This is a genomic window from Pseudomonas fulva (assembly GCF_023517795.1).
GTDB lineage: Bacteria > Pseudomonadota > Gammaproteobacteria > Pseudomonadales > Pseudomonadaceae > Aquipseudomonas > Aquipseudomonas fulva_D.
The window spans coordinates 4,240,284-4,255,209 of sequence record NZ_CP082928.1 but is presented as its reverse complement, the minus strand read 5'-3'; the positions used below and the strand labels follow the sequence as shown (position 1 = coordinate 4,255,209).

The window sequence follows — 14,926 nt, the reverse complement described above, 5'->3', positions numbered from 1 at the left end:
GCCGCTGATGATCAGGCGTTGCCGGCCAGCTTCAGGCGGGCGGCCTGGGTGAAGTCCAGCATCCGCTTGAGCGGCTTGATGGCCCGCGGAATCAGTGCGGGATCCACGAACACTTCGTTGCTGCCCTCGCGCAGGCACTGCAGGGTGCGTTGCAGGGTGTTCATGGCCATCCACGGGCAGTTGGCGCAACTGCGGCACGCCGCGCCGTTGCCGGCGGTCGGCGCGGCGACGAACGCCTTGTCCGGGCACAGCTGCTGCATCTTGTAGAAGATGCCGCGGTCGGTGGCGACGATAAAGGTCTTGTTGGGCATGCGCTGGGCGGCGGCGATCAACTGGCTGGTCGAGCCGACCGCATCGGCCAGCTCGATCACCGCGGTTGGCGACTCGGGGTGCACCAGCACGGCGGCGTCGGGGTACAGCGCCTTCATTTCCTGAAGCTGGCGGGCCTTGAATTCCTCGTGAACGATGCAGGCACCGTCCCAGAGCAACATGTCAGCGCCGGTGTTGTTCTGGATGTAGCGGCCCAGGTGCTGGTCCGGTGCCCAGATGATGCTCTCGCCGTTATCCATCAGGTGCTCGACGATCTCCACCGCGCAACTGGAGGTCACCACCCAGTCGGCGCGCGCCTTCACGGCAGCCGAGGTGTTGGCATAAACGACCACCGTGCGCTGCGGATGCTGATCGCAGAAGGCGGCGAACTCGTCGACCGGGCAACCCAGATCGAGCGAACAGGTGGCCTCCAGCGTCGGCATCAGCACGCGTTTTTCCGGGTTGAGGATCTTCGCCGTCTCGCCCATGAACTTGACGCCAGCCACCAGTACGGTCTGCGCCGCGTGCTGGTTGCCGAAACGCGCCATCTCCAGGGAGTCGGACACGCAGCCGCCGGTCTCTTCGGCCAACGCCTGCAGCACCGGGTCGCAGTAATAATGGGCGACCAGAACGGCGTTCTGGCGCTTGAGCTCCTTGCCAATTTCATCACGGTAGAACGCTTCCTGCTCCGCCGTCAGCGTCTCTGGCTGCTTGGCATCGAGGTGAGCCTGGACAAGAAGTCGTTCGGCAATCTGCGTCATGTCGTCAGGGCCTATCGAGGTCTATCTGCACGGGGCGTGGAGTATACCGCCAGACGCGCTGCGCCGGTCGGCCCCCTGCACGGCCGAGGTACCCGACAATGGGCGACGCAGGCCTTGCGCGGGCGCGCATGGTAAGGGCATTGACGCGGTTTTTTCAATCTCGCCCCACCTGCTGGCGCGACACCGGTTGATCGCCGCGATAATCCGCCGCATCATCACCCCTACGGCCATCGTTATTCCGTCAGGCGAGCCTCCATAAGGCCTGATGGACCAAGCAGCCCACCCCTTTTACCTGATCGCACAAGCCCACACCTGTGCGATCACCCTGGAAAATCAACGGACATACGCACGCCGCAGTGGCCGTTCAGCGATTGAGGATGTCATGGCTTACGAAAACATCGAATGGGACAAGCTGGGTTTCGACTACATCAAGACCGACCAGCGCTACCTGTCGCACTGGCGCGACGGTGACTGGGACCAGGGCACGCTGACCGAGGACAACGTGCTGCACATCAGCGAGGGCTCCACTGCCCTGCACTATGGTCAGCAATGCTTCGAGGGCCTCAAGGCCTACCGTTGCAAGGACGGTTCGATCAACCTGTTCCGCCCCGACCAGAACGCCCTGCGCATGCAGCGCAGCTGCACACGCCTGCTGATGCCGGCGCCGTCGACCGAGCAGTTCATCGAAGCCTGCAAGCAGGTGGTCAAGGCCAACGAACGCTTCATTCCCCCCTACGGCTCCGGTGGTGCGCTGTACCTGCGTCCGTTCGTGATCGGTGTGGGCGACAACATCGGCGTGCGCACCGCACCCGAATTCATCTTCTCGGTGTTCTGCATCCCGGTCGGCCCATACTTCAAGGGCGGCATGAAGCCGAACAACTTCGTGATCTCCGGCTACGACCGCGCCGCGCCCCAGGGCACCGGGGCCGCCAAGGTCGGCGGCAACTATGCCGCCAGCCTGATGCCGGGATCGCAAGCCAAGAAGAACAACTTCGCCGACTGCATCTACCTCGACCCGCAGACCCACACCAAGATCGAGGAAGTCGGTTCGGCCAACTTCTTCGCCATCACCCATAACGATGAATTCGTCACCCCGAAGTCGCCATCGGTATTGCCAGGCATCACGCGCCTGTCGCTGATCGAGTTGGCGCAAAGCCGCCTGGGCCTGAAGGTCATCGAGGGTGACGTGTTCATCGACAAGCTGAGCGACTTCAAGGAAGCCGGCGCCTGCGGCACCGCCGCGGTGATCACGCCGATCGGTGGCATCGAGTACAACGGCAAGCTGCACGTGTTCTACAGCGAGAAGGAAGTGGGGCCGGTGGTCAGCCGCCTGTACGCCGAGCTCACTGGCGTGCAGTCCGGTGACGTCGAGGCGCCGCAAGGCTGGATCGTCAAGGTGTAAACCGCGCAGCTGGCAGCTCCCTGAGCTGCCAGCCCGGTTCCTCGAGACAGAAACCAAAAAGCCCGAACCTCTCTCGAGATTCGGGCTTTTTAGTGCGCCTTCGCTTGGAAGGCTTGAGATGGTGGGTCGTGTAGGATTCGAACCTACGACCAATTGGTTAAAAGCCAACTGCTCTACCAACTGAGCTAACGACCCGTGGTGCGAGCGGTATAATACTGATTTAATTCAGGAATTCAACACCCACCGAAACTTTTTTACTGATAGCGTGTTGGGTCGGGCATAGCGGCCGCTGCAAAACCGGCCGCACGCAACCGACAGCTGTCACACTTGCCGCAGGCGCGGCCGTCGGCATCCGCCAGGTAGCAGGAAACCGTCAGGCCGTAATCCACGCCCAGGCGCGAGCCGGCCTGCACGATCTCGGCCTTGCTGAGCATCTGCAACGGCGCCTGGATACGAATGCGCTGCCCTTCCACACCCATCTTGGTCGCCAGGTTGGCCATGTGCTCGAAGGCGTTGACGAATTCCGGCCGGCAGTCCGGGTAGCCCGAATAGTCCACCGCATTGACACCGATAAAGATGTCCTGGGCCTCCAGCACCTCGGCCCACCCCAGCGCCAGGGACAGAAACACAGTATTACGCGCCGGCACGTAGGTGACCGGGATGCCCGTGGTCGGGCTCTGCGGCACCTCGATGCGGGCATCGGTCAGCGCCGAGCCGCCGATGCCGTCGAGGTTGATGCCGATGACCTTGTGCTCGATCACGCCCAGCTGACGCGCCACACGTTCGGCTGCCTGCAGTTCGGAGCGATGACGCTGCCCATAGTCGAAACTCATGCTGTAGCAGCTGTATCCCTGCTCCCTGGCCATCGCCACGACGGTGGCGGAATCGAGACCGCCCGACAGCAGGATGACCGCTTTCTTTCCGCTCATATCAGTGCCCCGGCTCGTCATTCCAAAGAATCTTGTGCAGCTGCAGCTGCATGCGTACCGGCAGGTTGTCGGCAATCACCCATTCGGCCAGTTGACGGCCACTGACCTGCCCATGGCTGGGTGAGAACAACACTTCACCAACTCGCTCGGAAAGGTCGTACTGAATGACCTTGCTGACCGACCAGTCGTAGTCCTCCCGAGAACAGATCACAAACTTGACCTGGTCGCGCGGCTGCAGGTGCACGATGTTCTCGTAGCGGTTGCGGCCCATCTCGGCCGAGCCGGGTGTTTTCAGGTCGACGACCTTGCTGACCCGCGAATCGACAGCCGAAACGTCCAGCGCGCCACTGGTCTCCAGGGACACGTCATAGCCGGCATCGCACAGCTTCTCGAGCAGGGGGATGCAGTTCGGCTGCGCCAGCGGTTCACCGCCGGTCACGCAGACGTAGCGGGGGCGATATCGCGCCACCTGCTCGAGGATGGCATCCAGGGTAAGCAGCTCGCCGCCGCTGAACGCGTAAGCGGTGTCGCAGTATTGACAGCGCAGGGGGCAGCCGGTCAGGCGCACGAATACCGTCGGCAAGCCAGCGGTACGCGCTTCCCCCTGCAGCGAGAAAAAGATCTCGGTGATGCGCAGGGTATCTTTCATAGGGGGCACCGGGCGTGACGGCGAAACAGGCCATCCGCCTCCGTTGCGAAAAAGGGCGGCAATTCTAAACGAAATAAACCGCGACAAGCCATTTTTCAGGTGGCGCGCGACGCCCCGCTTTCCAAGGGCATGAAAAACCCGCGACGGGCGCGGGTTTCTAGAAGCGGCTTCAGCTTAGCGGATTCGCTGCAGATCGCGCTGCGCCAACTGGGCGGCGGAGGTACCAGGGTACTGGGCGATGACCTGCTGGAGGATGCCCTTGGCCTTGTCGTTGTTGCCCAGGCGGATCTCCACATCGGCCAGCTTGTAGAGGGAATCCGGGACCTTGGAATGCTGCGGGTAGGCCTGGCTGACCTTGGCGAACGCCTGGCCAGCACCTTGCAGGTCGCCCTTGGCAAGGTTCACTTCGCCCAACCAGTACTGGGCATTGCCGGCGTACTGGCTGTTGGGATAGCGACGCAGGAAAGCGGCGAAGGCCTGGCTGGCCTTGTCGAAATCCTTGGCTTTGATCAGGTCGAAAGCGGCGTCGTAGAACAGCTTTTCCTTCGCCGGATCGGCCGGTTCGCCGGAAGCTTGCGCCCCTGCGTCACCGGCACCTGCGGAAGCACCACCGGCGCCATTGCTGGCACCCGCGGCTGTGGAATTCTGGGTGGCGGCTGCGCCAGCGGCGGCCCCACTGCTCAGTCGTTTGTCGAGGTCCTGATAACGTTCCAGGCTTTCCTGCTTCAAACGCTGAATATCGTTCTGCTGCACTTCGAGCATGCCACGCAGTTGCGCAATTTCCTGCTGCATCTGCTGGAGCTGACTGAACAGCATGCCCTGCGCTGTAGATGGAGTTTGCACTCCACCTCCAGCGTAGGCGCCGGACGTGCCGCCACCGCCTGCCGGATAACTACTACCGTTGCCGGTACTGCCATCCTGAACGGGAACCTGAGCCCAGGCCGCAAGCGGCAGGCTCAGAGCCAAAACGGTTACTACACGTCGGCACGTTCGCATATCGAATTACTTACGCAGTTCGACGCGACGGTTCTGAGCCCAGGATTGCTCGTCGTTGCCGGTGGCAACAGGACGCTCTTCACCGTAGGAAACAACTTCCAGCTGAGCCGGGGAAACGCCCTGCAGAACCAGGTAGCGTTGAACGGCCTTGGCACGACGCTCGCCCAGAGCCATGTTGTATTCGCGGGTACCGCGCTCGTCAGCGTGGCCTTCCAGAACGACGCGAGCGCCGTTGCCTTTCAGGTCCTTGGCATGAACGTCCAGAGCGCGCATGGCTTCCGGCTTCAGGTCGGAGCTGTCGTATTCAAAGTAGAAAGTGGTGATAGCGCGCAGAGCGGCTTCTTCACTCAGGCTACCGTCAACGGCACCGGTGTTGGCACCGTAGCCAGCGTTCGGATCTACAGCGCCTTCGCCAGCGGTGTCACCGCCTTTGGAGGAACAGCCAACAGCCACGGCGAGAGCCAGGCTCAGTGCAGCAAACTTGCCAAATTTCAGCATTTCCATGTGTAACTCCTAATGAACCCCAGTGTGTTAAGCATCAAACAGGTAAAGCACCGCGCATCAGTTCAGGAAGGGGGACCAGGATGGCTCTCGAACTTCGCCTTGAGCGGTAGGTAGAGGGAGCCTAACGCGACCATTGGTGGACGCTAACATCAGGACTCCCCGCCCCTGCTGGCGGGTAGCGTAGATTAGCATGGTGCCATTGGGCGCAACAGTAGGCGACTCATCCAAACTTGTGTCGGAAAGAATACGCAGATTGCCACGCTCGAGGTCCTGAGCCGCTACCTTGAACACGGTGTAACCATCCTGGCGATGAATCATTACCAGGGTTTTTTCGTCGGCAGACAATTTAGGGTTGGCATTGTAATTACCGACGAAGGTCACTCGTTCGACCGCACCAGAGTTGATGTTGGTCTTATAAATTTGTGGTTTACCGGAACGGTCGGAAGTGAAGTAGATGGTTTGCCCATCCTTACCCCAGAACGGTTCGGTATCGATGGCCGAATGATTGGTGACGCGGCGCAGATTCCGCGAACCCATGTCCATTACATAGATTTCCGGGTTGCCGTCACGCGACAGGGTGAACGCTAACTTGGTGCCATCCGGCGACCAGGCCGGTGCGCCATTGAGGCCTTCGAAGTTGGTGACCTGCTCGCGACGACCGGTGTCGATGTGCTGCACGAAGATGCGCGGGCGCTTCTGCTCGAACGACACGTAGGCGATACGCTTGCCGTCGGAAGCGAACGAAGGCGACAGGATCGGCTCGCGCGACTGCAGCAGGGTCACGGCGCGGGCGCCGTCATAGTCGGAACGCTGCAGGGTATAGCGGGTATTATTCACCCCGAAACGCTCGGCGGTGACGTACAGCATGCGCGTGGAAAACGCACCCTTCACGCCGGTGAGCTTCTCGAACGACTGGTCGGCGATATGGTGAGCCATGTCGCGCAGTTGATCGGTACCACCGCCCACGGTGCCGGTGAGCACCTGCTGCTCGGTCGCCACGTTGAACAGTGCGAACTGCACCTGCAGGCGCGCGCCATTGGGCACGATGTTGCCGACCAGCACGTACTGGGCGCCGAGCGCCTTCCAGTCGCGATAGATGACTTCACTGCCCTGAGTCGGCAGGCTGATCATGTTCTGCCGCGGAATCGGCTCGAACACGCCGGAGTTGCGCAGGTCGTTACCGACGATGGTGGCGATGTCTTCCGGCAGCACGTTGCCGCCCTGCCAGCCGAACGGCACCACGGCAATGGGAGTGGCTCGATCAGTACCGGTACTGATGACCAAAGGGTCAGCCGCTTGCACGCTGCCGACCAGCATGGCCAGACCCAGTACAACGATTCGCATCAGGGTATTCACAGACCTAAATCCTCCGGTTTGAAGACGGCACGACGCTGCCGGTAAAGCCGATCGAACGTGGCGCGATCAAGTTGCTGCATTTCCGCAATACGCCCCACGTTGCGTACTGCCTGTACCGCCGAACTGTCGAAAGGCGAGTCGCCACTGGAGCGACTGACGCTGGCATTGACGATGGTGCCGTCCGGCAGCATTTCGATCAGTACCTCGACACTCATGCCGTTGCGAGCGGACGGCGGACGTCGCCACTGCTCGCTTACCAGCTTGACGATCAGATCGTCGAGGCTGCCGGCCACCTGGTCACCCTGGGTTTCGGCCAGTGCTTGCTGGCGCTCGGTATCCTCGGACAACAACTCGGCCAGCGCAGCTGCCTTCTTGTCCTCGACCGCCTTGCGCTCCGCTGCCTGTGCATTGGCCTTCTTCTTGGCGTCTTCAGCAGCTTTCTTCTTCGCTGCATCTGCCGCCGCTTTCTTCTTCGCCTCTTCGGCTGCCTTTTTCTTGGCATCCTCGGCAGCTTTCTTCTTCGCTTCCGCTTCAGCGGCCTTCTTCTTGTCGGCCTCCAGCGCGGCCTTCGCCTTGGCGACGTCGGCCAGCTTTTTCTGCTCGGCGGCTTTCGCCGCAGCGGCATCGGCCTCTGCCTTTTTCGCCGCATCCGCCTTTCGAGCTTCCTCGACTTTCTTTTGTTCCGCTGCTTTAGCGGCCTGCTGCTTCTGCGCTTCGGCCTGCGCCTGCTTTTCCTGCTCGGCCTTTTTCTGCTCGAGTTGTTCGGTTTCGAATTGCGGCGCAGCGGTCTTCTTGGCCTCGCCGGCAATCTTCTGGTTGGTCTGGGTGGTGGCCTGGCTCTGCGACTTCAATTGGTACAGGGTAGCCTGCACGATGGGTTTTGCAGGCGGCAGCTCGGGCGCGAAGGCGAAACTGACGAACAGCATGCCGAACATCAGCACGTGCAGCCCTACGGCCCAGACCACCGGCCAGAACAGGCTTTCCGAAGGTGAGCGTTCACGCTGCTGCATCAGGGCGCCTCGGTGATCAGGCCGACGTTACCCACGCCCGCCTGCTGCAGGCCGCCCATGGCGGACATCACGGTGCCGTAGTCGACGGCCTTGTCGCCGCGCACGAACACCTGCACCTGCTTACCCTGACTGCGGGTCTGGTTGATGATGGCGGTCACCGCGCGGGTCATCTCGTCAAGGGTCAGTGCACGATCCTGGACGGTATCGGTGTCCACCTCGGTGCCCATGTTCCAGTAGTACGACTTGTCGGACTTGATGGAGATGGTCAGCACCTGGGAGTCGTTGTCCTGGGGCAGCACTTCGCTGCTGACCTGCGGCAGGTCGACCTTGACGCCCTGGTTGAGCATCGGCGCCGTCACCATAAAGATGACCAGCAGCACCAACATCACGTCGATGTAGGGCACCACGTTCATCTCGGCGACGGGCTTGCGTCTGTTGCGAATTCTGGCTCTGGCCATGGTATTGAAACCTGTGTTGAGTGCGCCGGAAGCTTATTCTTCGCTGCTGTGTACTTTGCGGTGCAGGATCGCCTGGAATTCGTCGGCGAAGGTGTAGTAGCGGCCGATCAGCATTTCACCGCGAGCGGAGAAACGGTTGTAGGCGATAACCGCCGGGATGGCCGCGAACAGGCCGATGGCCGTGGCGATCAGCGCTTCGGCGATGCCTGGCGCAACGGTGGCCAGGGTCGCCTGCTGCACCTGCGCCAGGCCGCGGAAGGAGTTCATGATCCCCCACACGGTACCGAACAGACCGATGTACGGGCTGGTGGAACCGACGGTGGCGAGGAACGGCAAGCTGATCTCCAGCTTCTCTTCCTCACGGGAAATGGCGACGCGCATGGCACGCGCCACGCCGTCCATCACTGCATCCGGGTCCATGCCAGGCTGCTGACGCAGGCGGGAGAATTCCTTGAAACCGGCACGGAAGATCTGCTCCAGGCCCGAGTCCGGATCCGGGTTGCTGCCGGCCTGGCGATAGAGCTTGGAGAGGTCGATACCCGACCAGAAGCGCTCCTCGAAGCTGTCGAGCGAACGTTTGGCCGAGCGCAGGAAATTGCTGCGCTGGAAAATCATCACCCATGAGATGACCGATGCGGCCACCAGGGTCAGCATCACCAACTGCACCACCAGGCTGGCGTTGCTGATCAGACTCCACATCGACATGTGGTCAACGGCATTTGCGTTGGCTTCCACGCTTACTCTCCTGCAGTAGATGTACCGGCACCGTCACCCTGCTCAGCGAACGCCGTTCGCAGAGACGGGGGCATGGCCCGGGGTTTGAAATTATCGGCGCGCACACAGGCCACCAGAAACTGCCCTTCGCAAAGCAGCACGTCATCCGCCGCCCGCCTGACCTGCTGACGAAAGCGCAGGCTGGCGCGGTTCAACTCATACACTTCAGCACTGACCAGCAACTCGTCGTCCAGTCGCGCCGGCGCGTGGTAGCGCGCTTCGCTGGAGTGCACGACGAACAGCAGCCCCTCACCGGCCAACGTCGACTGGGAAAAACCCAGTTCACGCAGTCGCTCGGTACGGGCCCGCTCCATGAATTTGAGGTAGTTGACGTAATAGACGACTCCGCCCGCATCGGTGTCCTCGTAATAGACACGACAGCGATGGGCGAACGGCTGACCGGCATCTTGCGCGCGCATACTCTAGTGCCAGCCCCGTGTCTTGCCAATCGGGCGCGCAAGTATTTTTTTCATGGCGCGTCTCCATCATTGAACAGGTCGAGCGTTGGCCGCTCGTCCATGCGTTTGGGCGCGTTCAGGCCGAAGTGCAGGTAAGCGTGACGGGTCACCACGCGCCCTCTCGGCGTGCGCATGATGTAACCCTGCTGGATCAGGTACGGCTCGAGCACGTCCTCGATGGTGTGCCGCTCCTCGCTGATCGCCGCGGCCAGGCTGTCGACCCCTACCGGGCCGCCGTCGAACTTCTCGATCATGGTCAGCAGCAGGCGTCGATCCTGGTGATCGAAACCGCGCTCATCGACGTCCAGCAGGTTCAGCGCCAGGTCGGCGACCTGCTGGGTGATCGCGCCCTGGCCACGCACCTCGGCGAAATCGCGTACGCGGCGCAGCAGGCGGTTGGCGATTCGCGGCGTGCCGCGGGCGCGACGGGCGATCTCCACGGCGCCGCGCGCCTCGATGGGCAGGCCGAGGATGCCGGCGGCACGGCTGACGATGGTGGCCAGGTCTTCGGTGTTGTAGAACTCCAGGCGCTGGACGATACCGAAACGGTCACGTAATGGATTGGTCAGCATGCCGGCCCGCGTGGTGGCGCCGACCAGGGTGAACGGCGGCAGATCCAGCTTGATCGAGCGAGCAGCCGGTCCCTCACCGATCATGATGTCGAGCTGGAAGTCCTCCATCGCCGGGTACAGCACTTCTTCGACGATGGGCGAGAGGCGATGGATTTCATCGATGAACAGCACATCACCCGGCTCGAGATTGGTCAGCAGCGCCGCCAGGTCGCCGGGGCGCTCGAGCACCGGGCCCGAGGTGCTCTTGATGGAAACCTGCATTTCCTGGGCAATGATGTTGGCCAGGGTGGTCTTGCCAAGGCCGGGTGGGCCGAAGATCAGGGTGTGATCCAGGGACTCCTTGCGCCCGCGCGCCGCCTGGATGAACAGCTCCATCTGCTCGCGCACCACCGGCTGGCCGATGTACTCGGCCAGCTTGAGCGGGCGAATGGCGCGGTCGACCTGCTCGTCGCGGTCGCGACTGCCCGCCGTCACCAACCTGTCGGCGTCGAGCATCTAGAGCATTCCTTTCAGCGCGCGGCGGATCATGTCTTCACTACTCAAACCATCTTCTTTGACTGCCGAAACGGCACGACTGGCTTCCTGAGGCTTGTAGCCCAGGGAGATAAGCGCACTCACCGCATCATTCTCCGCGCTTGAGACTGCGCCCCCGGCATGAGGTTCAACCACCAGTGGCGCCATGCCAGGTACCGCTTCCCAGGCCTTGAAGCGATCCTTGAGTTCGACCAGCAGGCGCTCGGCGGTCTTCTTGCCGACCCCGGGAATCTTCACCAGCGCGGCGGTATCCTGGGCCTGCACGCAGCGCACCAGCTCGTCGATCTCCAGCCCGGACATCAGCGCCAGGGCCAACTTGGGGCCGACGCCATTGAGGCGGATCAGCTCACGGAACAGCTCGCGCTCGCGCTTCTCGAAAAAGCCGTAAAGCAGGTGAGCATCCTCGCGCACCACCAGGTGGGTATGCAGCGTCAGCGGCTCGCCTACCGGGGGCAAACGGTACAACGTGGTCATGGGGACTTCCAGCTCATAGCCCAGACCGTTCACATCCAGAATCAAATGTGGCGGCTGCTTTTCCGCCAGGGTGCCGCGTAAACGTCCGATCACCGACGCATTCCTTACATAGAAGATTCAATACCGCCCGAGGTCACGCGCAGCTGCGACGAGCTGCCACCGACCTGAACGACTGCCTATAAACGAAGCCGGCCACCACGCCGCTTGGCGCTGGCCAGACCATGGGGAATCAGACTCTGCCGGTGGTGGGCGTGGCACAGGGCGATACCCAGGGCATCGGAGGCATCGATCTGCGGTTTCTGCACCAGCTTGAGCAGGTGCATGACCATCATCTGCACCTGCTCCTTGTCGGCCCCACCGGTGCCGACCACCGCCTGCTTGACCTGGGTGGCGGTGTATTCGCTGACCTCGAGGCCCGCCTCGACGGCGGCGACGATGGCCGCGCCCCGCGCCTGGCCGAGTTTGAGTGCGGAGTCGGCATTGCGCGCCATGAACACCTGTTCGATGCCCATGGTCACCGGCCCGAAGGTACGAATCACCTCACTGACGCCACGAAACACGATCTGCAAGCGCTCGGCCAGGGGCCCGGCACCGGTGCGGATGCACCCGGAAGCCACGTACTCGCAGGTGCGCCCGGTATCGCGTATCACCCCATAGCCGGTAATGCGGGAACCGGGGTCGATTCCCAGAATCAGCGTCATGCCAGTCATCCACCCGTGGCGCTGGTCGCCACACTGTCTATTTATCCAGGCGCGAGTATAGGGGCGCCGAGCGCCAGCCGTCACTCAAAGGATTTGGCCTAGACGACCCTCGATCGGCAAGCTCCAGCCAGCGAAAGGCGCCCATAAAAAAGCCGGAAGCGCACAATGGCAGACTTCCGGCCTGGATGCAGCGCTGGATCAGCCCAGCTGCTCCATGATCTCGTCGGAGACTTCGGCGTTGTGGTAGACGTTCTGCACGTCATCCAGGTCTTCGAGCATGTCGATCAGCTTGAAGACTTTCTGCGCGGTTTCCAGGTCGGTGATCGGCGCACTGATCGACGGGATCATGGCGATCTCCGCTTCCTCGGCCTTGAAGCCGGCCGCTGCCAGGGCTTCGTTGACGGCATGGAACTCGGTGAAGCTGGTCGACACCAGGGCTGCGCCCTCCTCGCCCATCTCCACGTCATCGGCGCCGGCTTCCAGGGCCGCTTCCATCAGCGCATCTTCATCCACCGAGGCGAAGCTGATCTGCCCCTTGCGCTCGAACATATAGGCAACCGAGCCGTCGGTGCCGAGGTTGCCACCGCATTTGGTGAAGGCATGACGCACTTCGGCAGCGGTGCGGTTACGGTTGTCGGTCATCACTTCGACGATGATCGCCACGCCACTCGGTGCGTAACCCTCGTAGCTGAACTCGACCACATTGTCGGCTTCGTTGTTACCGGCACCCCGGGCGATGGCGCGGTCGATCACGTCGCGCGACATGTTGTTGGTCAGCGCCTTGTCGACGGCCAGACGCAGGCGCGGATTATCCGCCGGGATCGGACCGCCGTGCTTGGCAGCGACCGTCAGCTCGCGGATCAGCTTGGTGAAGATCTTGCCGCGCTTGGCGTCCTGACGCCCCTTGCGGTGCTTGATGTTGGCCCATTTGGAATGACCAGCCATAACTCACTCCATTTCCTTCAAATTAGTTTGCAGCCGGCACAAGCCGAGACGAGAACCGTCGCGAGCGCAGATCAGGCAAGACGAAAAGCGGCGAGAAAGCGCAGTTTGCTGTGGCAAATGAGCATTTCGAACCGCTTTCCAACGCAGCATGATCAAGCGCAGCAGGTTATCACTCGGCTTTGGGTTGCTCGCGCAGACGGATGTGCAGTTCACGCAGCGACTTGCCATCCACCACACCCGGCGCCTGGGTCATGACGCAGGCCGCGCTCTGGGTTTTCGGGAAGGCGATCACTTCGCGGATCGACGCAGCGCCGGTCATCAGCATCACCAGGCGGTCGAGGCCGAAAGCCAGGCCACCATGGGGCGGCGCACCATACTTGAGGGCGTCGAGCAGGAAGCCGAACTTCTCCTGCTGCTCGTCTTCGCTGATGCCCAGCACGCGGAACACGGTCTGCTGCATGGCCTTGTCGTGGATACGGATCGAACCGCCACCCAGCTCGGTGCCGTTGAGCACCAGGTCGTAGGCGCGGGACAACGCGGCGGCCGGGTTGGCCTCCAGTTCTTCGGGCGAGCACTTGGGCGAAGTGAACGGGTGGTGCATGGCGGTCAGGCTGCCATCGTCGTTCTCTTCGAACATCGGGAAGTCGACGACCCACAGCGGCGCCCACTCGGCGGTCAGCAGGTTGAGGTCATGGCCAAGCTTGATGCGCAAAGCGCCCAGGGCATCGTTGACCACCTTGGCGCGGTCGGCACCGAAGAACACGATGTCGCCATCGACCGCACCCACGCGGTCGAGAATGGTGTTGAGGTTCGGCTCGGCGATGTTCTTGACGATCGGCGACTGCAGGCCCTCGACGCCCTTGGCGCGCTCGTTGACCTTGATGTAGGCCAGGCCCTTGGCGCCGTAGTTGCCGACGAACTTGGTGTAGTCGTCGATCTGCTTGCGCGGCATGCTCGCCCCGCCCGGGACGCGTAGCGCGGCAACGCGGCCTTTCGGATCGTTGGCCGGGCCGGAGAAGACCTTGAAGTCGACGTCCTTGAGCTGATCGGCCACGTCGACCAGCTCCATCGGAATACGCAGGTCCGGCTTGTCGGAACCGAAGCGGCGCATGGCCTCGGCCAGGGTCATGTGCGGCAGTTCGCCGAACTCGACACCCAGCACTTCCTTGAACAGGTTGCGGATCATGGTCTCGGTGAGGTGCATGATCTCGGCTTCGTCGAGGAAGCTGGTCTCGATGTCGATCTGGGTGAATTCCGGCTGGCGGTCGGCACGCAGGTCTTCGTCGCGGAAGCACTTGGCGATCTGGTAGTAACGGTCGAAGCCGGCGACCATCAGCAACTGCTTGAACAGCTGCGGCGATTGCGGCAGCGCAAAGAAGCTGCCGGCGTGGGTGCGGCTCGGTACCAGGTAGTCGCGGGCGCCTTCCGGCGTGGCGCGGGTCAGGATCGGGGTTTCCACATCGAGGAAGCCGTTATCGTCCAGGTAACGACGGATGCTCGAGGTGATGCGCGAGCGCAGCTTGAGCTTCTCGGCCATTTCCGGGCGACGCAGGTCGATGAAGCGATAGCGCAGGCGCGTCTCTTCACCCACATCGGTGTATTCGTTGAGCGGGAACGGCGGGGTTTCCGCCTCGTTCAGCACCTGTAGCTCGTAGCCCAGCACCTCGATGGCGCCGGATGCCATGTTGGCATTGCGCGCGCCTTCAGGACGCAGGCGCACCTTGCCGGTGATCTTGACCACATATTCGCTGCGCACGCGGTCAGCCTTGGCGAAGGTATCGGCGCGGTCAGGATCGAACACCACCTGGGCCAGGCCTTCGCGATCGCGGATGTCGAGGAAGATCACGCCACCGTGGTCACGACGACGGTGAACCCATCCACACAGGGTGATTTCCTGGCCATCCAGGCTTTCGTTCAACTGGCCGCAATAGTGGCTGCGCATCATGATCGGGTTCGCTTCTCTGATCGGTTCTGAATTCGTCGACATCGCCTGCCATCGGGCAAGGCGCCTGAGCCGCACGCGTGAAAAGGGCGGAATTATATAGCCTTTATCGGCAGGGCGCAGCACGTGATATGCGCCATCGCCCTGGCAAA

At 62.2% G+C, this 14,926-nt stretch carries 16 protein-coding genes and 1 tRNA gene; 1 reads left to right on the top strand and 16 read right to left on the bottom strand.

The features are described from left to right. Positions 1–11: 11 nt before the first annotated feature. The gene (nadA, locus tag K8U54_RS19655) at positions 12–1,070 is read right to left on the bottom strand and encodes a quinolinate synthase NadA (protein WP_249907382.1); all 1,059 of its coding nucleotides are present in this window, start codon (positions 1,068–1,070) and stop codon (positions 12–14) included. Between the two features lie 382 nt (positions 1,071–1,452). Between nadA and K8U54_RS19650 the strand changes: the two genes are divergently transcribed. Next, on the top strand, positions 1,453–2,472 hold the full coding sequence (locus K8U54_RS19650) for a branched-chain amino acid aminotransferase (protein WP_249907381.1): 1,020 nt from the start codon (positions 1,453–1,455) through the stop codon (positions 2,470–2,472). A gap of 119 nt (positions 2,473–2,591) precedes the next feature. Here K8U54_RS19650 and K8U54_RS19645 read toward each other — a convergent pair. The 15 genes from K8U54_RS19645 to aspS form a co-directional block, all read right to left on the bottom strand. Beyond that, positions 2,592–2,667, bottom strand: a tRNA-Lys gene (locus K8U54_RS19645). A 59-nt stretch (positions 2,668–2,726) separates the two neighbouring features. Then, positions 2,727–3,401, bottom strand: a complete 675-nt coding sequence (gene queC / locus K8U54_RS19640; RefSeq protein WP_249907380.1) for a 7-cyano-7-deazaguanine synthase QueC — start codon at positions 3,399–3,401, stop codon at positions 2,727–2,729. Between the two features lies 1 nt (position 3,402). Then, entirely contained in the window at positions 3,403–4,050 is a 648-nt protein-coding gene (gene queE, locus K8U54_RS19635; RefSeq protein ID WP_249907379.1) for a 7-carboxy-7-deazaguanine synthase QueE, read from the bottom strand. 174 nt (positions 4,051–4,224) lie between these two features. Continuing rightward, positions 4,225–5,046 (bottom strand): tol-pal system protein YbgF, encoded by an 822-nt coding sequence (gene ybgF / locus K8U54_RS19630; RefSeq protein WP_249907378.1) that lies wholly within the window; start codon positions 5,044–5,046, stop codon positions 4,225–4,227. Between the two features lie 6 nt (positions 5,047–5,052). After that, complete coding sequence (pal, locus tag K8U54_RS19625; RefSeq protein WP_070885435.1) at positions 5,053–5,550, bottom strand: peptidoglycan-associated lipoprotein Pal; 498 nt, start codon at positions 5,548–5,550, stop codon at positions 5,053–5,055. Between the two features lie 57 nt (positions 5,551–5,607). After that, the gene (gene tolB, locus K8U54_RS19620; protein ID WP_249907377.1) at positions 5,608–6,906 is read right to left on the bottom strand and encodes a Tol-Pal system beta propeller repeat protein TolB; all 1,299 of its coding nucleotides are present in this window, start codon (positions 6,904–6,906) and stop codon (positions 5,608–5,610) included. Further along, complete coding sequence (tolA, locus tag K8U54_RS19615; RefSeq protein WP_249910480.1) at positions 6,903–7,919, bottom strand: cell envelope integrity protein TolA; 1,017 nt, start codon at positions 7,917–7,919, stop codon at positions 6,903–6,905. The genes tolB and tolA overlap by 4 nt, the downstream gene beginning before the upstream one ends. Continuing rightward, positions 7,916–8,374, bottom strand: a complete 459-nt coding sequence (gene tolR, locus K8U54_RS19610) for a protein TolR (protein WP_070881690.1) — start codon at positions 8,372–8,374, stop codon at positions 7,916–7,918. Before tolR ends, tolA begins: the two co-directional genes overlap by 4 nt. A gap of 33 nt (positions 8,375–8,407) precedes the next feature. Next, positions 8,408–9,079, bottom strand: a complete 672-nt coding sequence (gene tolQ / locus K8U54_RS19605) for a protein TolQ (protein ID WP_249910479.1) — start codon at positions 9,077–9,079, stop codon at positions 8,408–8,410. A 32-nt stretch (positions 9,080–9,111) separates the two neighbouring features. Further along, a complete protein-coding gene (gene ybgC, locus K8U54_RS19600; RefSeq protein WP_434059960.1) occupies positions 9,112–9,567 on the bottom strand; it encodes a tol-pal system-associated acyl-CoA thioesterase in 456 nt (151 codons plus the stop codon). Positions 9,568–9,617: 50 nt separating this feature from the next. Beyond that, positions 9,618–10,673: a Holliday junction branch migration DNA helicase RuvB gene (ruvB, locus tag K8U54_RS19595; RefSeq protein WP_249907376.1), complete on the bottom strand. Its 1,056-nt coding sequence runs from the start codon at positions 10,671–10,673 to the stop codon at positions 9,618–9,620. Beyond that, positions 10,674–11,279, bottom strand: a complete 606-nt coding sequence (gene ruvA / locus K8U54_RS19590; protein ID WP_249907375.1) for a Holliday junction branch migration protein RuvA — start codon at positions 11,277–11,279, stop codon at positions 10,674–10,676. It lies immediately after the preceding gene. Between the two features lie 83 nt (positions 11,280–11,362). Next, positions 11,363–11,887 (bottom strand): crossover junction endodeoxyribonuclease RuvC, encoded by a 525-nt coding sequence (gene ruvC / locus K8U54_RS19585; RefSeq protein ID WP_027904829.1) that lies wholly within the window; start codon positions 11,885–11,887, stop codon positions 11,363–11,365. Positions 11,888–12,085: 198 nt separating this feature from the next. Beyond that, a complete protein-coding gene (locus tag K8U54_RS19580) occupies positions 12,086–12,832 on the bottom strand; it encodes a YebC/PmpR family DNA-binding transcriptional regulator (protein WP_119693537.1) in 747 nt (248 codons plus the stop codon). Between the two features lie 169 nt (positions 12,833–13,001). After that, the gene (gene aspS / locus K8U54_RS19575) at positions 13,002–14,777 is read right to left on the bottom strand and encodes an aspartate--tRNA ligase (protein ID WP_249907374.1); all 1,776 of its coding nucleotides are present in this window, start codon (positions 14,775–14,777) and stop codon (positions 13,002–13,004) included. Positions 14,778–14,926 lie beyond the last annotated feature (149 nt).